The organism is Actinoalloteichus sp. AHMU CJ021 (assembly GCF_002895405.1).
GTDB classification, from domain to species: Bacteria; Actinomycetota; Actinomycetes; order Mycobacteriales; family Pseudonocardiaceae; genus Actinoalloteichus_B; species Actinoalloteichus_B caeruleus.
In genome coordinates, this window is sequence record NZ_CP025990.1 from 2,476,891 (window position 1) to 2,501,324 (window position 24,434).

Annotated in this window: 22 protein-coding genes, 1 tRNA gene and 1 pseudogene; 19 read left to right on the forward strand and 5 right to left on the reverse strand. The window is 72.4% G+C overall.

What is annotated here, in order from left to right; translation table 11 throughout:
• The first annotated feature begins 221 nt into the window (after nt 1-221).
• From C1701_RS10445 to C1701_RS10455, 3 genes are all read left to right on the forward strand, one after another.
• Nucleotides 222-815, forward strand: a complete 594-nt coding sequence (locus C1701_RS10445; RefSeq protein WP_103055863.1) for a DUF3558 family protein — start codon at nt 222-224, stop codon at nt 813-815.
• Between the two features lie 388 nt (nt 816-1,203).
• Nucleotides 1,204-2,325 (forward strand): DUF3558 domain-containing protein, encoded by a 1,122-nt coding sequence (locus C1701_RS10450; RefSeq protein WP_337662219.1) that lies wholly within the window; start codon nt 1,204-1,206, stop codon nt 2,323-2,325.
• Nucleotides 2,326-2,348: 23 nt separating this feature from the next.
• The gene (locus C1701_RS10455; protein ID WP_245588702.1) at nt 2,349-3,086 is read left to right on the forward strand and encodes an endonuclease V; all 738 of its coding nucleotides are present in this window, start codon (nt 2,349-2,351) and stop codon (nt 3,084-3,086) included.
• On the opposite strand, the gene C1701_RS10460 is transcribed toward C1701_RS10455, so the two are convergent.
• Nucleotides 3,073-4,029, reverse strand: coding sequence for a DUF5926 family protein (locus tag C1701_RS10460; RefSeq protein ID WP_030226058.1), 957 nt, complete (start codon nt 4,027-4,029; stop codon nt 3,073-3,075). The genes C1701_RS10455 and C1701_RS10460 overlap by 14 nt on opposite strands.
• 154 nt (nt 4,030-4,183) lie before the next feature.
• Entirely contained in the window at nt 4,184-5,053 is an 870-nt protein-coding gene (locus C1701_RS10465; protein WP_030104724.1) for a glycerophosphodiester phosphodiesterase, read from the reverse strand.
• Nucleotides 5,054-5,320: 267 nt separating this feature from the next.
• Between C1701_RS10465 and C1701_RS10470 the strand changes: the two genes are divergently transcribed.
• From C1701_RS10470 to C1701_RS10525, 12 genes and pseudogenes are all read left to right on the forward strand, one after another.
• Nucleotides 5,321-6,541, forward strand: coding sequence for a cytochrome P450 (locus C1701_RS10470; RefSeq protein ID WP_103057017.1), 1,221 nt, complete (start codon nt 5,321-5,323; stop codon nt 6,539-6,541).
• A 207-nt stretch (nt 6,542-6,748) separates the two neighbouring features.
• Nucleotides 6,749-7,975: pseudogene (locus C1701_RS10475) on the forward strand (histidine kinase); the annotation flags it as partial.
• 293 nt (nt 7,976-8,268) lie between these two features.
• A complete protein-coding gene (locus C1701_RS10480) occupies nt 8,269-9,159 on the forward strand; it encodes a S49 family peptidase (protein WP_103055865.1) in 891 nt (296 codons plus the stop codon).
• Between the two features lie 102 nt (nt 9,160-9,261).
• Nucleotides 9,262-10,086, forward strand: coding sequence for a LytR/AlgR family response regulator transcription factor (locus C1701_RS10485; RefSeq protein ID WP_026417777.1), 825 nt, complete (start codon nt 9,262-9,264; stop codon nt 10,084-10,086).
• A 155-nt stretch (nt 10,087-10,241) separates the two neighbouring features.
• The gene (locus C1701_RS10490) at nt 10,242-10,544 is read left to right on the forward strand and encodes a hypothetical protein (protein WP_245588703.1); all 303 of its coding nucleotides are present in this window, start codon (nt 10,242-10,244) and stop codon (nt 10,542-10,544) included.
• 122 nt (nt 10,545-10,666) lie between these two features.
• The gene (locus C1701_RS10495) at nt 10,667-12,457 is read left to right on the forward strand and encodes a sodium/solute symporter (protein WP_026417779.1); all 1,791 of its coding nucleotides are present in this window, start codon (nt 10,667-10,669) and stop codon (nt 12,455-12,457) included.
• A 373-nt stretch (nt 12,458-12,830) separates the two neighbouring features.
• Nucleotides 12,831-13,175, forward strand: coding sequence for a DUF485 domain-containing protein (locus tag C1701_RS10500; protein ID WP_026417780.1), 345 nt, complete (start codon nt 12,831-12,833; stop codon nt 13,173-13,175).
• Entirely contained in the window at nt 13,172-14,800 is a 1,629-nt protein-coding gene (locus tag C1701_RS10505) for a solute symporter family protein (RefSeq protein WP_035291475.1), read from the forward strand. The genes C1701_RS10500 and C1701_RS10505 overlap by 4 nt, the downstream gene beginning before the upstream one ends.
• Nucleotides 14,801-14,951: 151 nt before the next feature.
• Nucleotides 14,952-15,932, forward strand: coding sequence for a GlxA family transcriptional regulator (locus C1701_RS10510; RefSeq protein ID WP_026417782.1), 981 nt, complete (start codon nt 14,952-14,954; stop codon nt 15,930-15,932).
• 254 nt (nt 15,933-16,186) lie between these two features.
• Nucleotides 16,187-16,810, forward strand: a complete 624-nt coding sequence (locus C1701_RS10515) for a DJ-1/PfpI family protein (protein ID WP_026417783.1) — start codon at nt 16,187-16,189, stop codon at nt 16,808-16,810.
• A gap of 220 nt (nt 16,811-17,030) precedes the next feature.
• The gene (locus tag C1701_RS10520; RefSeq protein WP_030104729.1) at nt 17,031-17,378 is read left to right on the forward strand and encodes a rhodanese-like domain-containing protein; all 348 of its coding nucleotides are present in this window, start codon (nt 17,031-17,033) and stop codon (nt 17,376-17,378) included.
• Nucleotides 17,379-17,420: 42 nt separating this feature from the next.
• Nucleotides 17,421-18,314: a DUF4328 domain-containing protein gene (locus C1701_RS10525; RefSeq protein ID WP_051313531.1), complete on the forward strand. Its 894-nt coding sequence runs from the start codon at nt 17,421-17,423 to the stop codon at nt 18,312-18,314.
• A gap of 43 nt (nt 18,315-18,357) precedes the next feature.
• On the opposite strand, the gene C1701_RS10530 is transcribed toward C1701_RS10525, so the two are convergent.
• Together C1701_RS10530 and C1701_RS10535 are read right to left on the reverse strand one after the other, a co-directional pair.
• On the reverse strand, nt 18,358-19,221 hold the full coding sequence (locus C1701_RS10530; protein WP_026417786.1) for a DNA-formamidopyrimidine glycosylase family protein: 864 nt from the start codon (nt 19,219-19,221) through the stop codon (nt 18,358-18,360).
• Nucleotides 19,222-19,307: 86 nt separating this feature from the next.
• Nucleotides 19,308-19,745 (reverse strand): hypothetical protein, encoded by a 438-nt coding sequence (locus C1701_RS10535; RefSeq protein WP_026417787.1) that lies wholly within the window; start codon nt 19,743-19,745, stop codon nt 19,308-19,310.
• Nucleotides 19,746-19,912: 167 nt separating this feature from the next.
• Here C1701_RS10535 and C1701_RS10540 point away from each other — a divergent pair, with 167 nt between their 5' ends.
• Together C1701_RS10540 and C1701_RS10545 are read left to right on the forward strand one after the other, a co-directional pair.
• Entirely contained in the window at nt 19,913-20,323 is a 411-nt protein-coding gene (locus C1701_RS10540) for a PPOX class F420-dependent oxidoreductase (protein WP_026417788.1), read from the forward strand.
• Between the two features lie 142 nt (nt 20,324-20,465).
• Nucleotides 20,466-20,538, forward strand: a tRNA-Gly gene (locus C1701_RS10545).
• Nucleotides 20,539-20,601: 63 nt separating this feature from the next.
• Here C1701_RS10545 and C1701_RS10550 read toward each other — a convergent pair.
• On the reverse strand, nt 20,602-20,940 hold the full coding sequence (locus C1701_RS10550) for a hypothetical protein (RefSeq protein WP_026417789.1): 339 nt from the start codon (nt 20,938-20,940) through the stop codon (nt 20,602-20,604).
• A gap of 329 nt (nt 20,941-21,269) precedes the next feature.
• On the opposite strand from C1701_RS10550, the gene C1701_RS10555 reads away from it, so the two are divergent.
• Both C1701_RS10555 and C1701_RS10560 read left to right on the forward strand, forming a co-directional pair.
• The gene (locus C1701_RS10555) at nt 21,270-22,922 is read left to right on the forward strand and encodes an acyltransferase (RefSeq protein ID WP_103055866.1); all 1,653 of its coding nucleotides are present in this window, start codon (nt 21,270-21,272) and stop codon (nt 22,920-22,922) included.
• A gap of 54 nt (nt 22,923-22,976) precedes the next feature.
• Nucleotides 22,977-24,287, forward strand: a complete 1,311-nt coding sequence (locus C1701_RS10560) for an acyltransferase family protein (protein WP_026417791.1) — start codon at nt 22,977-22,979, stop codon at nt 24,285-24,287.
• Nucleotides 24,288-24,434 lie beyond the last annotated feature (147 nt).

Sequence of the window (24,434 nt, forward strand, 5' to 3'; positions counted from 1 at the left end):
CGACGGTCTCCGCCTGCCACTCCGGTGGGAGAATCGCCAACAGGATCCCATTCCAACCCGCGACGCGAATTCGTGTGCGCCAGGTCGCAATGGAGATGACAGGCAAAGAAGGAACGCGGTACCGTGCTCGCCGCTCTTTCCGCGCGGCGCGGGCGCAACCGGACAAAGAAAAGGTCCCGCCCGCGCATTCCGCTGTTTCACTCACCCTGTGGGAGTAATTCGTGTCCTCTGTTCGGCCCAGCGTCGTGTTCCTCGTCGCGGCCGCCCTGCTCACCGGCTGCGCGGGAGGCGAGGAGCCGGCGGCTCAGCCCTCCGCCACCCCGTCCGCGCCGCCGTCGTCGTCCGCCCCCGCCGAGCCAGGCGCGGGCGGGGAGGACCTCGGCCTGGCCGAGGTTGACCTGTGCGCGTTGCTGACCGAGGAACAGCTGGCGGAGTTGGGAGTGAACGACGAGCCGATGTCCCCGCCGGCCGATCCCGACCACCCCTCCGTGCGGGAGTGCCGCCTCCCCACGCTCCACGAGGACTCCTTCGGCCTCTACTCCCTAGCCCTGGTCCCGGCCGAGGACGCTGACGCCCTGGTCGACGCACTGGGCCTGGACTCGGGCGACGGTACCGAGATCGGTGGTCTCCCCGCCACGACCTACCCGGCCGCCGAGGGCAGTCCCGAGGTGTGCGCGTTCGCGGTCGACCTGGCACCGGACCAGTTGCTCCTGGCCGCCCGGATGGTGGACGGCGTGGAGACGACGGCCGCGCGGACCTGCGAGGAAGCCAGCACGGCGGCCGAGTACGCCGTCGAGGCCCTGCTCGACCTCTGACGGACGGATGGACGGGCGGATCCGGGACAGTCGGACGGCATGCCGCGCCGCTCCCGTGCCCGTCACGACCGGGCCGATCCGCCCGCCCCTCGGGCTGGCGCCACCCCGTCCGCCATCCTCGGTCCCGCCCAGGAGGGCGGGCCACCGCCGTTCCACCGGGAATTCCACGACGAATTCGGACGAGGGTCGGTGAGGAATTACCCAACGGGTTCTTCCTGGCGGGAATCCACCACTGACGTGAGCGCCGGATCGCGACACGCGTTCCCGCGCCGTGCGGCACGATCGCGTGCCCGTCGTTCATCCTCACCGAACCGAACCGAACCGGACCGCGTGGAGAAACCGGTTCCGTTCGCGCTTTCCCCCTTCCACTCACCCTGCGGAGTATTTCGTGCCCACTGTTCGGCCCAGCGTCGTGCTCCTCGTCGCGGCCGCCCTGCTCACCGGCTGCGCGGGAGGCGAGGACGCCGCGGCCCACCCCTCTGGATCGCCGTCCGCCCCCACGCGGACGGCGGTCCCGTCCCCGCCCACGGGTGGGGTCGACGTCGACCGGGAACACCTCGACGTCGCGGACGTGAACGCGTGCGCCCTGCTGACCGAGACCGAGCGGCGCTACCTGGGGTTGGCGGACCAGCCGCGACCCAAGCCGCTCGTGGGGGACCCCGCCGGGATGGAATGCCGGTTCGTCTCGGCTGACGGGGACTCCCTCGGCTTCTACTCCATCGCCGTGTGGCCGTCCCGCAACGGCGCCTCCTTCGGCGACGAGCTGGGGCCGGAGCAACGGTACGGCCTGGTGGTCGCCGGCTACCCGGCCACGGGTTACCACGCGGGGGAGGACTCGCCCGAGGTGTGCGCCATCGGGGTGAGTGTGGGGCGCAACCAGGCGATCGCGGTGGCACGATTCGCGACCGGTCCGCTGCTGACGGCGGAACGGACCTGCGATGAGGCGCACGGAGCGGCGGAACGGGCCGTCCACGCCCTGCTGGACCCCGCGCGCCAGGACGAGCTGCGCGGCGAGCGACCCGGTGATCTGACCGTCTCCCTCGGAGACCGCCCGGCCGACCTCGACCTCACCGACGTGGACAGCTGCGCCCTCGTCGACGAGGGGACGCGGGAGTCGCTGCGCATCACCAACGCCCACCACGCGGTGGTGCGCGCGGGCAGCCGGTGCGACCAGCCGGGCTCCTGGTCGAACCTGGAGGTCCACTACACACTGCTCGCCGTCCGGCGGAACGCCGCTGCCCTGGCGGAGCACGCCGACCCGGAGGACGTCCAACGGCTGAGCCTGAGCGGTTACCCGGCGGTGTGGGTCGCCGGCGACACCACCCAGGGGTGCGTGCTCGCCGTGGAGGTCGACGACGGGCAGGCGCTCGTCGTCGAACACGAGGTGTACCTCGACGAGGACTCGCTGCTCGTACCGCCCTGCGAGGCCGCCGCGCTCATGGCCACCTCGGCGCTGCGCACCCTCGCCGCGGACCAGGGGCTGCCACTCCCGGACGGCCCGAGGGGCTGACGGGGGAACCTGAGCGTTCGTGGTTGGCTGTCACACGAAAGGACGGGGAGGACGACATGCGCGGGGACCGGGAGGCCTGGCCGACGACGGTCGACCAGGCCGAGGCGGCGGAAAGGGCGCTGCGCCCCCTGGTGGACCTGAGCGGCAGGAGTCCCGCCCGGGTGCGGACGGTGGCCGGGCTGGACGTCGCATACGCCACCGGCTCCGAGCGCGTGGCCGGCGCGGTGGTCGTCCTCGACGCCACCACGCTGCGCCCGGTGGACGAGGCGGCGGTGGTGGGGACCGCCGCCTTCCCCTACGTACCCGGGCTGTTCGCGTTCCGGGAGCTACCGCCACTGCTCGACGCCCTCGAGCGCCTGACGACCACGCCCGACCTGCTGCTGTGCGACGGGCACGGCATCGCCCACCCCAGGCGGTTCGGCCTGGCCTGCCACCTGGGCGCGCGCACCGGGCTGCCATCCGTGGGCGTCGCCAAGAACCGGCTGGTCGGGGACCACGAGGCACCCGGTCCGCGCCGGGGAGACCACGCTGACCTGCTCGACGCGGACGGCACGACGCTGGGACGCGTGCTGCGCACCCAGGACGGGATCCGGCCGGTCCACGTCTCGGTGGGACACGCGATCGGTCTGGCCCCGGCGGCGGAATGGGTGCTGCGGTGCTCGCCCCGCTTCCGGCTCCCCGAGACCACCCGGCTGGCCGACCAGCTGTCCCGGCGGGCCCTCCGCGCGGCGACCTCGGGGACCGGCGTCAGCGGATGGTGATCTGGCGGCCGGTGAGCCCGTTGCGGGCCCGGCGCTCCGAGGCGTCCAGCGGCTGCTCGTCCAGTGAGGCCAGCGCCTCCTCCAGCCGGCGGCCGAGTTCGGCGGCGGGCTGCTCCCACTCCTTGGCGTGCGACTCGGGGTCGAGGTCCCACACCGGCACCAGCAGCCCGTGCGCCCGGAACGACCCGGCGTACCGGCTGCCCTCACCCAACGCCAACTCGCCCCGAGCCGACAGGCGGGCCAGCGCGTCCAACAACCGCTCCTCCGGTTCCCGCCGCACCCACCGCAGGTGCGCCTTCTCACCGGCGTCCACCCAGTAGGCGGCGGTCACGCCCTCGGCGGCCAGCCGTTCCGTCGGCATGATGGCCGTGTTGGCGCGTTCCAGGGACAGCTTCACCTCGGCGGAGGGCTCGGTGTCCTCGGGGATCCACCAGGAGAAGTCCGGGTGGATCCGGACGTCGAACGGCGCGTCGGCGACGAGCAGGTCCTGGAGGCGGGGGCCTCCCTCGGCGGTGTCCGGGCCGACGGTGGGCAGGCTGTCACCCGCTTTGGCGGTCCTGGCCCACTCGACCGCCCGGGCGATGTCCCGGCTCACGTCACCGGACCTGGTCTGCACCTGCAGCCCGACGAACGCCTTCCCGTCTGCCCGCACCAGGGCGGCGGCCGCCATCGGCAACACGCTCGCGAGCACCACCGTCCGGTCTGTCGGCGGGTCCACGAGCGTCAGTTCGACGGTGGCCGAGGGAACGAACTCGCGGAGGGCGATCAGCTCGGGTTCCACGGACAGCCCGTCGAAGGGCCTGGTCACGATGACGTTCGTCGCGCCGCCCTCGGCGCCGTGACAGGCCTTGTACCGCTTGCCGGATCCGCACGGGCAAGGCTGGCGTGGGTTGACGCCCGACTCGGCGCGCTTCTTCCCCCTGGTAGCGGTGCGCTTGGCCACCCGGACCTCCTGGTGAGTCCCGGCGCCGGCCGGCGGCCCACCGATCCGGCCGCACCGTTCCCGGCCGGGTGTCGCTGGCCAACGCCGAACGGGCGCCACATGTCGATATGCCGGTACGGCGACGAGACGCCGTGACGGTGTCCCCCGCTCGGGGTCACACCGCGTCAGCGACGGTAGCCGACGAGTGGTTCGCGAGGGTCCGCAGGGTCGCGGCTGGCGCGTCCGTGGCGATGTGGTGGACGCCGAGGTCCGCGCAGAGCCGGATGTCCGACGGCTCGTTCACCGTCCAGCAGTAGACGTCGTTGCCGTGGGAGGCGGCGCGGCGCACGTAGTCGGGATCGGAGCGCACCAGGTCGATACCGGGTCCGGCGTGGTCGGCCCACGGCGGCAGGGAGCCGTCCCGCCGGCGGCCGGCCAGGGACCGCATCAGGAGCACCGTGGGCAGCGTCGGCGCGTACTGACGGACACGGCGGACGGCGCTCGGGGAGAAGGACATGACGGTGACCGGCGCGGTGCCGTCCGCCCCCGGTGCGAGGAGGCCGTGGTCGGACAGGTCGGCGACCAGCCTGCGTTCCACGAGGTGGCGGTAGCGGACTGGATGTTTGGTCTCGACGAAGAGCCGGATCGGTCGTTCGGTGTCGCGGACCATGCCGAGCAGGTCGGTGAACCGCAGCAGACCGAGGTCGGGCAGGTCGGGCGCGGCGAGTGGCGGCGGGGAACCCCCCTCGGGGAGGGCGGAGAACCCTCGGACCGACTGGTGGTCCGGTCCCCGCCCGGCCTTGCCGTCCCGGTCGTAGCGGTGGGCGGCGAGCCGGTCGAGGGGGAGGGCGCTGACCACTCCCCGTCCGGTGGACGTGCGGTCGATGCGCCGGTCGTGCAGGCAGACGAGGTGACCGTCCCTGGACAGCCGGACATCGCATTCGAGCCCGTCGGCGCCCTGCTCGATCGCGAGGGCGTAGGCCGCCCGGGTGTGTTCGGGGAGGTAGGCGGACGCTCCCCGGTGCGCGACCACTGCTGGTGGCATGCCCGACAGCATGCCCACACGGGGTTAACGGGAGGTGACCGGCGAGGGGCGCCGGGCCGATGGCCCGTCGACACCTCGGCCGGGTGAGCTGGCCAGCTGTGACGGGGCTCGCGACGGGTGGCGGGTGTCCGGGGGCGGGCACGGCGGACGGCGGCGCACCCGGACGACCGCACACGGGGAACAAGCCCGGTGACCAGCGGTAACGACCGCCCCTCCCTCCGAGACCGCATGTGGACGCCAGGCCGGGCGGAGCACTACGGTGCGCGGGTGCGCGCTGTCTCCCGTTCTGGTTCCTCCGCCCTCTTCGATCCGGCGGACCCCGGCTTCCTCGCCGATCCGTACCCCACCTTCGCCCGGCTCCGGGAGGCCGGCGAGGTGCACTGGCACGAGGGCCTCGGGCTGGCGGTAGCCGTCTCGCACACGGCCTGCTCCGCGCTGCTGCGGCACCGTTCGCTCGGCCGGGTGTGGACCGACGCCCGGCCCCTGGAGGCTTTCGTCGACTTCAACCTCCTGCACCGCAACTCCCTGCTGGAGAACGAGCCTCCGACGCACACCCGGCTGCGGAGGCTGGTGGCGAAGGCGTTCGGGCGCGGTCACGTCGAACGGCTGCGGCCCTGGGTCCGGGACCTGGCGGACCGGCTGGTGGCGGAGCTGGCGGAGCGGATCGCGGACGAGGGCTCGGCCGACCTCCTGGACCGGGTCGCCGGGCCACTGCCGGTGTGGGTGATCGCCGAGCTGCTCGGGGTGCCGGAATCCGACCGGGATCTCCTCCAGCCCTGGTCGAACGCGATCGTGAAGATGTACGAGTACGGCCTGGACGACCACCTCCGGCGCGACGCGGAGCGGGCTTCCGGCGAGTTCGTGGCCTACCTGCGGGACCTGGCGGAGCTGCGCCGGCGCCGGCCGGGGGACGACCTGGTCAGCGACCTCGTCGCGGTGACGGACGAGGACGGGGGGCGGCTGTCGGAGGACGAGCTGGTGGCCACCGCCGTACTGCTGCTGATGGCCGGGCACGAAGCCTCGGTGAACGTGGTGGGCAACGGGATGGTGGCGCTGTTGACCCACCGCTCGGAATGGGAGCGGCTGCGCGCCGACCCGCAGCTGCTCCCGGTCGCCGTGGAGGAGTTGATCCGCTACGACTCACCGCTCCAGCTGTTCGAACGCACGGCGCTGGAGGAGGTGGAGATCGGCGGCCACGTCGTCCGGCCCGGGGAGAAGATCGCGGCGCTGCTGGGAGCAGCGGCCCGGGACCCCCTGGTCTTCGCGGAGCCCGACCGCCTCGACGTGGGCCGGTCCACCAATCCACACCTGGGGTTCGGTGCGGGTATCCACTACTGCCTCGGCGCTCCGCTGGCGCGCATCGAGGTGGTGTCCGTCCTGGAGTCGCTGCTCCGCCGGCTGCCCGCCCTCCGCCTCGCGGGCACGGCGGAGCGGCGACCGGAGTTCGTGATCCGGGGGTTTCGCACCCTGCGGGTGACGGCGGACTGAGTCGGGCGTGGCCGGAGGGCGGCCGCATCGCGAGCGGTCGGTCGCCAACGCGTCCCCCGGTGGGGCGGGTGTGCTGCCCTACGGCCTGAGCCGTGTCTCACCCACGGCGATGCGAACACCGTTTCCGATGGTCCATTCGGGCGACAACTGGCCCGCGCATTGCCTAGCGGGCAACATTCGTCAGAGCATGTACGGGTGAGTGAGCTGATGACCGAACGCACGGTCCTCACCACTTTGGCCGTCATCGGAGTGCTCGGCATGTTCGTGATGCTCTGCCGAGCCCGCCGGGTCAGCACCTCCGTCGAGGACGCCACCTTGGCCGCACTGCACCGCGTGTCCGCGGCCGGTCCGGCCCTGCGTTCCGGGCTCACCCTCGAGGCCACCGACCGGGCGACGCCGCACCTCAGGCAGCTGCTCAACTGCGTGGCGATCGGCCTGGCGGACGAGAGCGGGCTGTTGAGCTGGGACGGGGAGGCCAACCACCACTACCAGGACCTCTCGACCGCGATCGACGTCGTCGTCAGCACCGGCAAACGGGAACACGTCAACCACGGAGACCTCGACTGCGACCGCCGGTCGTGCCCGATGCGGCACGCCCTCGTCGTGCCGTTGACCGTGGAGGGCGAGGTGCTGGGCGCCCTGGTCGTCATCGCCGCCAACGGCGGCAAGCGGTTGATCAGGGCTTCCACCGAGCTGGCGCACTACGTGTCCGGTCAGCTGGAGCTGGCCGAGCTCCAGGAGTCCCGGGAACGGCTGGCCAGGGCCGAGGTGCAGGCCCTGCGCGCCCAGATCTCGCCGCACTTCGTCTACAACGCGCTCAACACCATCTCCTCACTGGTCCGCACCGATCCGGACGAGGCGAGGGACCTGCTCCAGGACTTCGCGGAGTTCACCCGGTACGCGTTCCGGGCGACGGGCATGTTCACCACCCTGGCGGAGGAACTGCGCAACGTCGACCGCTACCTGACGCTGGAACGGGCGCGGTACGGGGAGGACCGGCTGCGGGTGCAGTTGCGGATCGCTCCGGAGGTGCTGCCCGTGGTGGTGCCCTTCCTCGTGCTGCAACCACTCGTGGAGAACGCCGTCCGACACGGCCTCGCCGGGAAGAAGGGCGGCGGGACGGTCACGGTGGCGGCCACCGACGTGGGTTCCGAAGCCCTGATCAGCGTCGAGGACGACGGCATCGGAATGGACCCCGCACGGCTGAACCGCGAGCTGGCGACCGCCCACCTCACCGGTGCCCACGTCGGGCTCGGCAACATCCACGACCGCATGCAGTCCGTCTTCGGCGACCAGTACGGCCTGGTGGTGGAGACCAACGTCGGGGCGGGCATGCGGGTCATGTTGCGGGTGCCGAAGTTCGCCCCGGGAGTGCGACCGGAAACCCCGCCGCTGAGCGAGCCCGAACCGCTGGACGATCTCGGCCCCGATCCCGATCCCGAGCTGGGCGGTGAGGCGGAGGGACGGGCCCCGGTGTCGGCGCCGCGTCCGGAGTGGACCGGCGGGCTCGCCGAGCGGGTCGAGGTGTCGTTGCCACCGAGGCGGGAGGGGGCGGGGCACGACCTGCCGCGACGGCGGCAACCCGCGGAGGACCAGGTTTCCGGGGGTCCCGCCGTCCGAGGTGAGCGGGCACGGGAACGGGCGGCCGCGTCGCGGTTCCGCGGGGCGACGACATCCGCTGATCACGCACCACCTCCCGACGCCGAGTCCCCGTAGGCTGTGCAGGCATGAGCATGACCGACAAGCTGACGTCGAAGCTCCCGGGCCGGCTCGGGGAGCGGGTCGACCGGTCGCCGATCGTCGCCGTGGTCCGCCTGCACGGCGTGATCAGCTCGAACCCGTCCCCGGTGAACCGGGGGACCATCAACCTGGCCTCCGTGGAGGCGCCGCTCACGCGTGCCTTCGGCCACGAGCGGCTGGCCGCGGTGGTGCTGCTGGTGAACTCGCCCGGTGGCTCTCCCACCCAGTCGGCGCTGGTCGCCGACCGGGTCCGCGAACTGGCCGACCGGCGGGCCCGCACCCGTGGCCCCGTTCCGGTGCTCGCGTTCTGCGAGGACGCGGCGGCCTCTGGCGGCTACTGGCTCGCCTGCGCGGCGGACGAGATCTACGCGCACCCGAGTTCGCTGGTGGGTTCGATCGGGGTGGTCAGCAGCGGCTTCGGGTTCACCGGCCTGCTGGAGCGGTTGGGTGTGGAACGCAGGCTGCACGCGACCAGCGAGCACAAGACGCGGCTGGACCCCTTCCTCCCGGAACGGGAGGACGACGTGGCCTGGCTGTTGGAGGTGCAACGGGACCTGCACGGTCAGTTCGTCGACTGGGTGCGCGCCCGCCGGGGCGACCGGCTGGCCGGCGAGGACGAGACGCTGTTCAGCGGCGAGGTGTGGACCGGGGCGAGGGCGCGGGAACTGGGGCTCGTGGACGGTCTCGGCACGTTGCGGAAGATCGTCTCCACCCGGTTCCCCGACGCCGAGATCGCCGTCTCGGAGCCGAAGCGCCCCCTCCTCGCCCGGCTCGGGCTCGGTGGTGCCTCGGGCAGCGGCAGCCGCGCCGGCGACTCACTACTTGCCGCAGTGGAGGGCCTGAACAACAGGGCCGTCTGGAGCCGCCTTGGTCTCTGATGGAGCAGGCACCATCACAACCAGCGATGAAATGTTCACACACTCGGGTGGACGAAGCACCTTGGCTCCCGAGAACCTTGATCGGCAGGATATGAATCTACGGTGACTGCTCAAGCCAACAACTCGGGTCTGATCGCGCTCGCGGTCGACGACGAGGACCGCGGGCTGGAGGAAATCACCTACCAGCTCAACCGGAGTTCGAGGGTGGCGCGGGTGCTGACCGCGTTCGACGCCGCCGAGGCGCTGCGCATCATCCGCAGCGACGATCCGGAGCTGCGGGCACGGGCGCAGGCGGGGCTCTGCCCGGTGGACGTGGTGTTCGCCGACATCTTCATGCCTGGCCTCGACGGCGTCGAGCTGGGCAAGGTGCTCGCGGCGTTCCGGGAGCCCCCGGCCGTCGTGTACGTCACGGGGGACGAGAACCGGGCGCTGGACGCCTTCGAGGTCGGGGCCATCGACTACCTGGTGAAGCCGATCAAGTCCGAGCGGGTCGACCGGGCACTGCGCACCATCGACCGGATGCGGCGGTCCAAGGAGGACCAGGCAGCCGCGACACCGGCCGAGGACGAGGTCATCCCGGTCGAGCTCGGTGGCACCACCAAGCTCGTCCCACGCTCCACCATCCGGTACGTGGAGGCGCAGGGCGACTACGCGCGCCTGCACACCACCGACGGCAGTCACCTCGTCCGGATCCCCCTGTCGCAGCTGGAGGAGCGGTGGAGCGAGGTGGGTTTCGCCCGCATCCACCGCTCCTACCTGGTGTCGCTGCCGCTGGTCAGCGAACTGCGGATGTCCTCGTCCGGGTACTCGGTCAGGCTCGGGGCCGGGGACCAGGCCATCGAACTCCCGGTCAGCCGCCGTCACACCCGCGCGTTGAAGGACAGGCTGGTGCGGGCCCCGAAGAACGGCTGGGGGCCGACTCGGTGAGCGCGACCGGGGAGGACCTCCCGAGCGCCGGCCCGGCGGGCCGGGTTCCGGCGGGTGGGCCTTCCCGCGCCTCCCGGCGAACCCGTCGGGACCGGACGACGCCACCCCGCCGGGTCCGGGTGGTCCTGGCCGACCGCCGAGGCAAACGGCGCGCGGTGCGGACCATCGTCGAACTGGAGGAACAGACCAGCGTCGGTGAGGCGCTGGTGCGCAGTCTCGTCCGCGCCCAGCTGCGGACCGCCCTGCTGCTGACGCTGACCACCCTCGGCACCATCGGGATCCTGCCCCTGCTGTTCTTCTGGCTTCCCGAGCTGGGCGCGTGGACCGTCGGGGACGTCAAGATCTCCTGGATCCTGCTCGGGGCGGCCCCGTTCCCGGCGATGCTCGTGGTCGGCCTGGTCTACCAGTGGCGGGCCGAGCGCCACGAACGCGACTTCATCGACATGGTGGAGAACTAGAAGGGGGTCCCCTGTGCCTTCCACCGAGCCGGGGGACCCGCTCCCCCCACCGCGACGGTCCGTGTCCGGAGTGATTGGTTAGCGTTGCCGCGTTCGGTTCGACGACATCGAGTAGGCATCGCATGCAGCTGAACCCCTGGGCGCTGTCGGGGATCGTCGTGATGGCCGTCGTCACCTTCGCGGTCGGCGTGTACGGATCGCGGTCCGCGCACACCACCTCGGACTTCCTGGTCGCGAGGCGGCTGGTGAACGCGGAGCGCAACGCGGCCGCGATCTCCGGGGAGTACCTGTCGGCCGCGTCGTTCCTCGGGGTCGCCGGCCTGGTCCTGCGGGACGGGGTGGACGGCCTCTGGTACCCGATCGGGTTCGCCGGCGGCTACCTGCTGCTGTTGATGTTCGTCGCCGCCCCACTGCGGCGGTCCGGGGCGTACACGCTGCCCGACTTCTCCGAGGCACGACTCGGCTCGGTCGGCCTGCGGAAGTTGACGGCACTGGTCGTGCTGGTCATCGGTTCCCTGTACGTGGTGCCGCAGTTCCAGGGAGCGGGGCTGACCCTGTCCACCGTCACCGGCCTGCCGAACGAGGTCGGCGTGGCGCTGGTCGCGCTCGTGGTGCTGGTCAACGTCTTCGGTGGCGGCCTGCGGGCCGTCACCCTGGTGCAGGCGATGCAGTACTGGGTGAAACTGTTCGCGATCTCGCTTCCGGCGTTCCTGCTGTTCACCGCGTTCCTCAGCACCCCATCGGCGGATCGGGGCGAACTGGTGGCGGACATGCCGCCCCGCTTCGAACGCGACACCACCGTGACGGTGGAGACCGACGTGGTGCTCACGGTCGCCCGGCCGGTGCTGCTCCGCGCGGAGGGCACGGTGAACGGGGCCCCCGTCTCCGGTGCGGTCTACTGGGCGGGGGACCGGCACACCGTCGCAGCGGGGACCGAACTCCGGTTCACGGCCGGTTCCGACGTCCCCGTCGTCGAGGGAGCGGTGGCCGACAACTCGTCCTGGGCGCAGCCCCAGGACAGGGGGCCGCAGGGCCTGTTCCACACCTACTCGCTGATCTTCGCCACGTTCCTGGGCACGATGGGGCTCCCGCACGTGCTGATGCGCTTCTACACCAACCCGACGGGCCACGCGGCCCGCAGGACGACACTGTTCGTCCTGGCGATGCTGGGCCTCTTCTACCTGTTCCCGACCGTCTTCGGAGCCCTGTCCCGGCTCTACGTGCCCGAGCTGCTGGTCACCGGCGACACCGACGCGGCGGTGCTGTTGCTGCCCACGGCGATGCTGGACAACTGGTTGGGCAAGCTGCTCGGGGCGATCACCGCCGCCGGGGCGTTCGCGGCGTTCCTGTCCACCTCGGCCGGTCTGGTCGTGTGCGTCGCCGGGGTGTTGTCGACGGACCTGCCCTCCGGCGGCCAGGTGCGGGACTTCCGGCTGTGGACGCTGGTGGCGACCGCGATCCCCCTGGCGGTGGCGATGGGGTTCTCCTCGTTGAGCCTCTCCCAGACGGTCGGCCTGGTCTTCGCCGTCGCGGCGTCGACGTTCTGCCCGCTGCTGCTGCTGGGTATCTGGTGGCGCGGTCTGACCGCGTGGGGAGCGGGTTGCGGCATCGTCCTGGGCGGCGGGCTGTCGGTGCTCGCGGCGGTGCTCACGGAGTGGGGGCCGCCCATGGACGGCTGGCTGGGCGTGCTGCTCGTCCAACCGGCACTGGTGACGGTGCCGTTGGCCTTCGCGACGATGATCACCGTCAGCCGGCTGACCAAGGACCGGGTGCCGCTCGACGTCGCTCGGATCATGCTCCGGATGCACGCCCCGGACCGGCTCGGCTTCATCCGGGACCGGGATGTCGAACGCTTCGGGGGGCAGGGGGGCCAGCGGCGGCCGGGGCGGCACCGCGCCCCCGAACCCGACTAGGCACCGGGGCCGTGGCCGGTGCCGCCAGGGAGGGACGGCGACACGCCGACCCCGGGGGCCCGCGCACGCGGCCGTCGAACACCGGGTAGCCGACGACGTCCCGTCCGGGGGAGGGCGGGGCAGCGACCTCCCCCGGTGACCACTGCGCTCGGTCACCCGGGAGACGCCATCGCGGTACCGCACGCCGGGGTAGCCAGGCAAGCGGCCAGGTGGGTCATCCCCGCGTCAGCCCCTCACTCTCCGTCGAGGAGAACCGGCCAAAAAGGACAGCGATCGTTCGGCTACCCGACTGCCCTAAGCCCCCGTTTGGAGGCTTACGAATGTGACGTAGCCAATACCAGCATGGGGGCACTCGCGACGCTGGGAGGTAGCGGTGAGCACGACACCACCGGACGACGGCGGCCCGTCGCCGACGACGTGGCACGAGGCCCACGAGAGCCCGGACTTCGTCGAACTGCGGCGCCGGTTGCGGACCTTCGTCTTCCCCACCACCGGCCTCTTCCTCACCTGGTACCTGTTGTACGTGATCCTCGCGGACTACGCGCACGGGCTGATGAGCATCAGGGTCCTGGGGAACGTCAACCTCGGGTTGCTGCTCGGCCTCCTCCAGTTCGTGACGACCTTCCTGATCACCGTGCTGTACATCCGGTTCGCCAACCGCCGCCTCGACCCGCTGGCCGAGGCGGTCCGGGAACGCGTCGAGGGAGGACGCGGATGACGCACCCCACCACCACCACCGGGCCGCTGCTCGCGCAGACGGCGGGCGGATCGCCCTACCTGAACATGGGGATCTTCGGGATCTTCGTGCTGATCACGATGATCGCGGTCTTCCGCGCGAGCCGGAACACCCGGACAGCTGCCGACTACTACGCGGCCGGCCGCGCGTTCAGCGGGTCCCAGAACGGCGTCGCCATCTCCGGTGACTACCTCTCCGCGGCGTCCTTCCTCGGCATCGCCGGGGCGATCGCCGTCCACGGGTACGACGGGTTCCTCTACTCCATCGGGTTCCTCGTCGCGTGGCTGGTCGCGCTGCTGCTGGTGGCGGAGCTGCTGCGCAACACCGGCCGCTACACCATGGCCGACGTGCTGTCCTTCCGGATGCGGCAGCGTCCCGTGCGGGTCGCCGCGTCCATCTCCACCCTCTCCGTCTCCTTCTTCTACCTGCTCGCCCAGATGGCGGGCGCCGGCGGGCTGATCGCGCTGCTGCTCGGCATCCAGGACCGGGTCGGCCAGTCGATCGTCATCGCCGTGGTCGGCGCGCTGATGATCCTCTACGTCCTCATCGGCGGGATGCGCGGCACCACCTGGGTGCAGATCATCAAGGCGGTGCTGCTCATCGCCGGAGCCGGGGTCATGACCCTGTGGGTGCTGGCCATGTACGGCATGAACCTGTCGTCGCTGCTGGGCGCCGCCGTCGACGCCAGCGGCACCGAGGAGATCCTGAACCCCGGCCTCCAGTACGGCATCTCCGAACTGACCAGGCTGGACTTCCTGTCCCTCGCGATCGCGCTGGTCCTGGGGACGGCCGGGCTGCCCCACATCCTGATGCGGTTCTACACGGTGCCCAACTCGAAGGAGGCCAGGCGGTCCGTGCAGTGGGCCATCTGGCTGATCGGGCTGTTCTACCTGTTCACCCTGGTGCTGGGCTACGGGGCTGCCGCCATCGTCGGGCGGGACACCATCCTCGACGCCCCGGGCGGGGTCAATTCGGCGGCACCGCTGCTGGCGGCGGAGCTGGGCGGGCCGCTGCTGCTCGGGTTCATCGCCGCCGTCGCGTTCGCCACCATCCTCGCGGTGGTCGCGGGGCTCACGATCACGGCCTCCGCCTCCTTCGCGCACGACATCTACGCCAACGTCATCAAGCGGGGGAAGCTCGACGACAAGCAGCAGGAGGTCCGGGTCGCCCGGATCACGGCGGTCGTCGTCGGCCTGGTCTCCATCCTCGGCGGGATCGCGGCCAACGGGCAGAACGTCGCCTTCCTGGTCGCGCTCGCCTTCGCGGTGGCCGCCTCGGCGAACCTGCCGACCATCCTGTACTCGCTGTTCTGGAAGCGGTTCAGCACGACCGGCGCGCTGTGGAGCATGTACGGCGGGCTGGGCATCACCGTGACCCTGATCATCTTCTCCCCAGCCGTGTCGGGGTCGGAGACCGCGATGTTCCCCGGCGCGGACTTCGCCTGGTTCCCGTTGTCCAACCCGGGCATCGTCTCCATCCCGCTGTCCTTCCTGCTCGGCTACCTGGGCACCGTGCTCAGCAAGGACCGCCCCGACGAGGCCAAGTTCCGGGAGATGGAGGTCCGGGCCCTGTCCGGTGCCGGAGCGGAGAAGGCCACCGAGCACTGACCCCACGGGGGTGAACCGGCCCGTGCGCTCGCCTCGGGGTCCGACCTGGCGGGGTCCCCCGCGTCACCCCGAGGCGGCACCAGCCGGCATGTCCTGATCCGAGGGGTACTGGTCATTGCGGACCACGCCGGGGGCCCGCATCGTGGACGGCGTGGACAGCGACACCCGGCAGCGGACCATCCTCCTCGTGCTGTACGAGGGCAGCGTGCTGCTCGACACGGCGGGCCCGCTGGAGGTCTTCGACGCGGCGAGCCAGGTCCGGCCGAACTCGTACCGGGTCAGCACCGCCTCCCCGGCCGGCGGCATGGTGCGGACGTCGTCGGGGGTGCGGCTGGCCACCGACGCCGCACTCGCGGACATCCGCACTCCACCGGACACCCTGCTGGTGGTGGGCAGCCCGAGGTACCGGGAGGCGGCCCGGGACACCGCTCTGGTCGCGGAGATCGGCCGGCTCGCGGCCGGGGCGCGTCGGGTGGCCTCCGTGTGCACCGGCGCCTTCGTCCTCGCCGCCGCCGGGCTGCTGGACGGCCGTCGCGCCGGCACCCACTGGGCGCACTGCGAGGAACTCGCCGAGAGCCACCCGACGGTGCGCGTCGTACCGGACGCCATCTTCGTCAAGGACGGGAACCTGACCACCTCGGCCGGCGTCACCGCCGGCATCGACCTGGCACTCGCGCTCGTGGAGGACGACCAGGGTCCCCAGGTCGCCCGCATGATCGCCCGGTGGATGGTGGTCTTCCTCCAACGACCCGGCGGCCAGTCCCAGTTCAGCGCCTGGTCGCGGTCCCGGCCGGTCGCCGACCCCGGGCTGCGGCGGGTGACGGACCACATCACCACCCAGCCGGCGGCCGACCTGTCCGTGCCGGCGCTCGCCGCCCTGGTGTCCGTCAGCCCGCGCCACCTCAGCCGGCTGTTCCTCCGCGAAACCGGGTCCAGCCCGGGCCGGTACGTGGAGGCGAGTCGAGTCGCCGCCGCCCGGGCCCTGTTGGAGGCCGGCTCGGACGGGCTGGACCGCATCGCCAACCAGACCGGTTTCGCCACCACCGAGACCATGCGGCGCGCCTTCCTCCGTGAACTCGGGGTGCCCCCCGGGGCCTACCGGGCCAGGTTCCACAGCACCCGAGGGGTCTGACCAGGACCAGCGCTGACCACACGTGGGCCGGGCCGGCGGGCCGACCTCGCTCCCGGCTCCGACCGGGGTTGCCCTCGGCCCGGGGCTGACCCCGATCCGGTGGCGTCCCGGCGATGCCGCGTCACCTCGCCCCGCACAACCGGCCCGCACACGCGACCACCAATACCCGCCAGGAACGTCCCGGCGCGCTCGGACCGGCCGGACACCACGACCCCGCCCGCCTCCGTCCGGGGGCGACAACGAGAGGAGACACCATGCGCGCGGCCTTCGTGCTGTACGAGAACATGACCGCACTGGACCTGATCGGCCCGTACGAGGTGCTGGCCGGCCACCCCGAACTGACCACGCACTTCGTCGCCGAGCGGACCGGCCCCGTCGCCTGCGACTCGGGGGCGGTCCTGCACGCGGACACCACCCTGGCCGAGCTGCCCGATCCGGACGTGATCGTCGTGCCCGGCAGCGGCCACTGGCGACCCGCCCTGGAGAACGACGCCCTCATCGCCTGGCTCGCCGCCGCGCACCCCACGGCGCGGTGGACGACCTCGGTGTGCACCGGCTCCACCCTCCTCGCCGCCGCCGGGCTGCTCACCGGCCGTCCCGCCACCACCCACTGGGCGGTCCGCGGCACCCTGGCCGAGCTGGGCGCCGAGGTCGTCACCGACCGGGTCGTCGTCGACGGGAACACCATCACGGCCGCCGGGGTCTCGGCCGGCATCGACATGGGGCTCCTGCTCGCGAGGGAGCTGTGGGGCGGTCGGATGGCCGACACCATCCAGCTGGCCATCGAGTACGCGCCCGAGACGCCAGGGGACGCCGGCTCACCGGAGACGGCGGACCCGGACCTCGTCACCACCGTCCGCGCGCTGATCAACCGCTGACCGGGCCCACCCAGGGCGCGGGGCCGACCGAGTGGACGCCGCACCAGCTCCACGCGCGCGGCCTGGTGGGCACCCAGCCCACCGGGAGCTCCCGGTGACCACCCGCGAGATCGCCCGGTTGGACACGTACCTGGCCGAGAACGGGTGATGACCCCCGGGCCGCGCCGGTGCCGCACCCGCCCACACACCGGGGGCAGCACCGGCGTGGCAGCATCGAGGGGTGCACCCACACCAGGTACCCAGCATCGCCGTGACCGAGGTCCGGGAACGGCTGACCGACGGCGTGACCCTCCTCGACGTCCGCGAACGGGACGAGTGGGAGGCGGGTCACGCGCCCGACGCCCTCCACATCCCGCTCGGGGAGCTCGCCGGCCGCCTCGACGAACTCCCCGAGAACGACGAGATCCTCGTGGTCTGCCGCAGCGGTGGCCGTTCCGCCAGGGCCACCTCGTTCCTGAACGGCAACGGATGGGACGCGTTCAACGTGGACACCGGCATGAAGGGCTGGGCCGCCACCGGCAACCCGATGGTGTCCGAGCGGGCCGGCACCGAACCGTCCGTGCTCTGAACGCACCAGGGCGCGGAACACCACGAGCGGGAGGATCGAGCGATGGCTGGTGACACGCGGTTCGACGGGCTCGACTCGCCCACCCTCCCGCACGTGGCGCGACCGGGCCGGGCCGCGCCCCGGTACACCGGGCCCCCTTCCTACCCGGCGACTCCACGGTGGGGTTTCCCCCTCGTGGCGTGGCGCACGCCCAGCGCCCTGCCCTTCACCCCTCCCCCACCGGTGGATCCGGCGAGCCGGCAGCACTGGCTCGCCGGATTCTCGATGCGCTGCCTCTCCCTGACCGCCCTGCTGGCCCTGCTGGCCGCCGGCGCCGAGGGCTGGCGGTACGCGCTCCTGGTGAGCAGCCGGGACGCGGGCGTGGCCGCGGACTCGGTCCGCCTCTCCGACGCCCTCGTGTACACGGCCTCGGCGCTGCTGCTGGTCGCGGCCGCGCTCTCCGCCACCAGCTGCCTGCTCTGGCTGTCGCGGGCCAGGGCGGCGGCGGAGGAGAACGCCGGGGTCCGGTCGTCCCGCCCCGCCTGGCACGTGTTCGCGGGTGTGCTCGTGCCCGGGGTGAACCTCGTGCTCCCCGGCATGTTGCTCGCGGAGCTGGAACACACGGCGGCCGAGCGCCCCCCGGACCGTCGGCCGCGCCCCTCGGGGCTCGTGCGCGCCTGGTGGTCGGCCTGGGTGGTGAACCTGCTGCTGGCCCTGCTCGCCGTGCTGTGGGGCTTCCGGGAGGGGCTCCAGGCCGCGGCGGACGGCGTGGTGCTGCACGCCGTGCTCAACCTCTCGGCGTGCGTCGTGGCCGTCATGACGATCCTCGTGATCCGCACGCTCTCGGCGCAGCTGAGCCCGGCGGACGGCGCCGTCGGGACCCGGATGGTCTTCGTCCGGGGCGCCGCCGGGACCGGACCGGCGAGGCGGGCCCGTCCCGCCGACAGCGCCCGCTGAACGGGAACCCCACCACCCGGGCACCCCGGGGGTCGGGCGTCACTCAACGCAGCAGGCGGGACAGCCGGCGGTCCGCCAGCGGCCGGCCCCCGGTCTGGCAGGTCGGGCAGTACTGCAACGAACGGTCGCTGTAGGAGACCTCGCGGATCTGGTCGCCGCACACCGGGCAGGGCAGGCCCGTCCGTCCGTGCACCCGCATGCCGGCGCGCTTCTCGCCCTTGAGCCGGGCCACCTCCTGCCCCTCGGTGCGCCGCACCGCGTCGGCCAGCACCTCCCGCATCGACCGGCTCAGCCGGGCCACCTCGTCGCCGGACAGCCGGCCCGCCACGGCGAACGGGGACAGCCGCGCGCGGTGCAGGATCTCGTCCGAGTAGGCGTTGCCGATCCCGGCCAGCAGCGACTGCCTGGTCAGCACGGTCTTGACGCGTTCGGTGCGACCGGCCAGGAGTTCGGTGAGCTCCTCCTCTCCGAGGTCCAGGGCATCCGGTCCCAGCGTGGCGATCCCCGGCACCTCGAGCGGATCGGTCACGATCCACACCGCGAGGCCCTTCCTGGTGCCCGCCTCGGTGAGGTCGAAACCCGGCCCCTCCCCCGGGTTCCCGAGGTGCGCCCGGAGGGCCAGCGGACCGCGACCGGGCCGGGGCGGCGCCGCCGGCAGCACGTCCTGCCACCGCAGCCAGCCCGCCCTGGCCAGGTGCGCGACCAGGCTCAGCCCCGAGCAGCGCACGTCGAGGAACTTCCCGTGCCGGTCCACCCCGCTGACCTCACGTCCGACGAGCGCGGACCAGGTCGGTTCGACGGTCTTGAGGACCGTGGGGGAGGCGACGTCGACCCGCCGCACGGTGCGGCCGACCGCGTGCTGGCGGAGGTGGTGGGCGATCGCCTCGACCTCGGGTAGCTCGGGCACGCACCCCAGTGTGCGGCGTTCCGCCGAGGGCGTCCTGTCGAACGTCCGACCGACGGGGGCGACGGGCGGCCGCCCCCGTCGCCGTCCTAGTCGACCGGTTGGAGGGGTCCGTCCCCGCTTGGCTGCGAGTAGACCTCGATGTTGCGCGCGGTCGTCGCCGCGTCCTGGCGGACCTGGACGACACCCCGGACGACGCCCACCCAACGCTCCGGCGGGTGCTCCTCGTCGTCGCCGTCGGTCTCCGCCATCAACGTCCAGGGCCGGCGCAGCAGCCACCGGGCGGGGAAGAACACCAGCACGAGCACCAGGCCCAGCAACAGCCACGCCGGGGTCACCACGGCCTCGGGGCGCCACAGGAAGAGCATCACCACGAAGAGCACGAGGAACGAGGAGATGACGACACCCGGGGTGTTCCCCCCGCTGACGTCGTGCTCGAACTCGTCGAGCTGGAGTGGATGACGCCACTCCATCTGGCCGGAGACCTTCCACTTCCGACCGTCGGCACCACGTACCTCGCGCTCCATCCGACCTCCAGGTCTCCCACGCCCCGGCCGTCCCGGGCTCGACTACCGAGCGTGCGTCCACGGTACCGCGCCGCGCCCACCGTTCGGGGGCTTCGGGCGGGCGGATTCCCTCTCCCCGGTGTGGCATGCCGCGCGTGCGCCGGGTGCGGCTGCCAGGATCACCGACCATGGAGCTCGCCACCGCGATGGAGACCGTCCGCCGGCAGCACCGGGCAGTGCTGGCCACCCGCCGTTCGGACGGCTCACCCCAGATGTCACCCGTGATGACCTCGGTCGACGACCGGGGGCGCGTCCTCGTCAGCACCAGGGCGACCGCGTTCAAGGTGCGCAACATCGAGCGGGATCCGACGGTCTGGTTGTGCGTGCTGCCAGACGAGTTCTTCGGGGACTGGCTCCAGCTGCGCGGCCGCTGCGAGGTCATCACCCTGCCCGCGGCGATGGACCTGTTGGAGTCGTACTACCGGTCCGTCGCCGGGGAGCACCCGGACTGGGACGAGTACCGCCGGGCGATGGAGAAGGAACAGCGGGTCATCCTGCGGGTCACCCCGGACCAGGCCGGCCCCGACCGCAGCGGCTGACCGCCCGGGACAGGGCCGGGCGGCCTGCCCCCGTGTTCCCCGGGCCGCCGTCCGGTCCGTCCTCGGCATGGTCTACAGTTGGCGACGCGCGGGCCGATCCGGTCGGCCGGCGAACCTCGCGGGTTCCCCCGGGACCCGCGATGCGGACGTAGCGCAGTTGGTAGCGCATCACCTTGCCAAGGTGAGGGTCGCGGGTTCGAGTCCCGTCGTCCGCTCCCCGCACGAGCCCCCGGTCCACGGCCGGGGGCTCGTCCGCGTTCCCGGCTCGGCCCGAGGGATCAGCCCCCGTCGAGGACGAGCCACCCGGCGGCCACGACGAGCCCGGTGGCGGCCGCCAGTCCCCCGTACCGGCCCGGCCGGGGCGTCCCCGGGAACAGCCACAGGCAGGCCACCACGACCTGACCGACGAGCAGCGCCATCAACACCGCGCTCCCGAACTGGACCGCGCGCTCGGCGAGCAGCGGCCCCACGCCGCCCGGCGCGCCGAGCAGGAAGAGGAAGGGAGCGGCGGCCACCAACGCGGCCAACGCCGTCCCGCCGCCCACGGCGAGCACCCAGAACCCGGCCGCGCGGTGCGTGCTGGCGGTACCCAGCCGGTGGGAGGAGCGGGAGGACATGACGGCACCCTACGACCCGCCCTGGAGACGCCCCGGGCCCACCGCCGGAGCCCGGACGACCCCCGGCGAGATCACGGGGCGCGGCGCTCACCGACGCGGCGCGACCGCCACCCGGGAGGGGCGGTCGCGGTGTTCGAAGTACATCGTCGCGGGTACCGCCAACGTTATCGTCCGCTCCGCACCACTTCGGTAACATCGCGCCGCGACGCACGACGGGAAGTCCCGTCCGGCGCCCCGGTCGATCGTCGGTCCATCACGGACGACGGCCCGCCGGCCATCCACCCGGGGCGCACCGGTGGCTCGCCCGCACGGGGCAGGAAGGGGACAACATGGCCGCTCCCGCCGTCGCGGTCCCCGAGACGACCTCGCCCCGGCCCGAGCGCCGCTACCTGTACGGCCTGGACGCGCTCCGCATCCTCGCGGCCCTGTTCATCATCTACCGGCACGTCGGCGAGTGGCTCTGGGCCAACGACCTCCGATGGCCGGTGGACGCGTGGCTGGGGGACGCCTTCCGGGAGCCGCTCCGGCTGAACACGTTCTTCGGGTTCGTGGGCCTGAGCACGTTGTTCCTGATCAGCGGGCTGGTCGTCACGTACGTGACGGACAGGGAGCGACCGGTCCAGTTCCTGCTGCGGCGGGCGGCGAGACTGCTGCCGGCGTTCTGGGTGGCGGTCTGCGTCGCCTGGGTCCTCGTGGCGTTCGGGCTGGTCGCGGCGTTGGGCGACGCCGAAGCGGACCTGAACTCGCTGCTCGGTTCCCTGACGCTGGCCAACTTCTTCCTGTCCGAGCAGCGGATCGTGCTGGGGGTGACGTGGACGCTGACGGTGCAGCTCACCTTCTTCGTCTACGTGGGTCTGACCCTGCCGTGGGGGCGGCGATGGCCGTGGCTGCCTCCCGCGGTGGCCGCGATGGCGCTGTCGGTGGCCCTCTCCGTGGTCAACACCATCGACGGCATCCCCGCCTACCACCTGCGGACCATCCTCACCTACCTGCCGGTGCTGTTCGTCGGGCAGCTGGTGTCGCTGGTGCGGTCGGGGCGGCTCGGGGCAGGGGTGGGTGTGGCCCTGGGCGCGGCGCACTTCCTGCTCTTCGTGCGCGCGGGCCTCACCAGCGAACTCATCCCGGAGGGCGAGGGGCACGTCCGCACCCTGGTCATCACCACCCTGGTCGTGGTGCTCCTGCTGTCCGCCGACGGCAGACTGGTCCGCTCCCGGTTGGTCGGTGCCGTGGCCCGACGCACCTACGCCCTCTACCTGATCCACGTACCCGTCGGCTTCGCCGTCCTCGGTCTCCTCGCCCCGCGGGCGCACCTGGCGGTGGCGCTGCCGGCCGCCCTGGTCGCGATGGGCGCGGCGGCGGAGCTGCTGCACCGGTGCGTGGAGATGCCCTGCCACCGCTGGTACCGGGCGTGGGAACGACGTCGCGGCGCGGGTGGCGTCCCCCCGCCGCCCGGTGGCACGGTCGACGCGCCGAGTGCCGTCGTGGGCACCGCGAACGACATCCCACCCGCCGGGGCCCCGCGCCAGGATGAACCGGGGGCGGCCGCCGGCCCCGGCGAGGACGACCAGCACCCCCGGGACGGGGGCGCGGCCGGCGGTGACCCCGGCGAGCCGACCGACACCACCCCGGACCGGACCGTGGACGTCACCAGCCCGGCGCCCGGCTCGACCGAGACCGAGGACCGGGCGTCCGACCGGGAGGCCGACCGGGAGGCCGGCACGGCCGGCTCCCCGGACGACGGGGGTGGACGCGCTGACGCGGCGGTGCCCCCGTGCGATGGGACCGACGTCCCCGCTGGTGAGGACGGCGATGCCAGCCGTCCCGCCCCCGAGAGCGGTTCCGGGGGGAGCGGGAGCGACGACCCGGCCCCGGCCGAACACCAGCCCCCACCCGCCGGCGCGGCGGTCGCCGGTGCCCTGGATCCCCTCGACGCGACGTCCCCGCCGTCGGGGGCTCCGAACGCCTCCGGAGAGGGGCGGTGACCGCACGGTGACGGATACGGTGGCACGGCGACGGGCGCACGCCTCCTTCCGGACGTGGCGTTCGTCGAGGAGTCCCTGACGGTGGCGGAGACAGGAGGCAGCGGAGTGGGCGCCCCGGACGCAGGACGGCCGTCGTCGCCTGGTGGCGCGCCCGCGAGGCAGTACCTCTACGGGCTCGACGTTCTCCGGGTCATCGCGGCGCTCTTCATCGTCTACCGCCACTTCGTGCAGTGGACCGGTTTCGAGGGGCACCCGCTGGGTTTCCGCGACGCGGTGAACGACCTGGTCGTGGCGCCGCTCCGGCTGAACCCGCATCTGGGCATGGTCGGGCTGTTGTCCCTCTTCCTCATCAGCGGGCTGGTCATCACCTACGTGACCGGCTCGGAACGTCCCGGGCAGTTCCTGCTGCGCCGGTCCTTCCGGTTGTTGCCCGCGTTCTGGGTCGCCGTGCTCGTGATGTGGTGCCTCGTGGGGTTGGGGGTGTCGCAGGGAGCGCGGGCGGACACCCCGGCGGACCTCAATTCACTGCTCGGTTCGCTGACGCTGGCCAACTTCTTCCTGACCGAGCAGAAAATCGTGCTCAGCGTCACGTGGACGTTGACGATCCAGTTCGGTTTCTACCTGTTCATCGCCGCGACCATCCCGCTCGCACGGACGAGGCCCTGGTTGCCGCCGGCGGTCGCGGCCGTTCTCGTGGGGGTGGGGCTGCTCCTCACCCCCGTGGTGGAGACGGACACCCTCAGCCAGGTTCGGACGGTGCTCACCTACCTGCCCGTGCTGTTCATCGGGCAACTCATCTCACTGGTGCGTTCCGGCCGCCTCGGTCCTGTCGTCGGCACCGCGCTCGGGACGGCGCACTACCTGCTGTTCGTGGGTGCCGGTCTGGGGCATGACACGCTGCCGGACGGGCCGTCCAGCGAGCGGACCTTGTTGATCATGGTTCTGGTCACGGTCCTCCTGCTCCGGGCTCGCGGGGGCCTGGCCAGGGCCCGCCCGGTCTCGGTGCTCGCGAAACGCACCTACGCCGTCTACCTCGCCCACATCCCGGCGGGTTTTCCCATCCTGCGCTGGGTGACGGCCGAGACGAACGCCCTGCTGGGAGTCCTGTGCGCCGTGTTGGCCACGGCGGTGGCGGCCGAGGCGCTGTACCGGTTCGTCGAGATGCCGGTGCACCGTTGGTACCGGCGCCGCGAACGAGCACGACGTGCCCCCACCCCGTCGGTGGCTCCGGGCTCGGACCACGGGGAGCGGCCGTCCGCCGAGGACGCTCGAGTGGTTCGGGACGTCGTCACCGAGGGCCCGGCGCCGGGTGGGAGGACTGACGTACGGGCCGATACCCGGCGGGACGACCCGGTCGCGGACTGAGCGAGCGGGGGACGTCCACCCCAGTGACACCTCGATCACTCAAATGGGGTAGAAACTCGGAAATACTTTGAAAAAGAGGGGGCCGGTTTAGGCAATTCTGTCGTTGCCCGGAGCGCGTGGTGGCGCTTTGCTGGACCTTCCCAGACA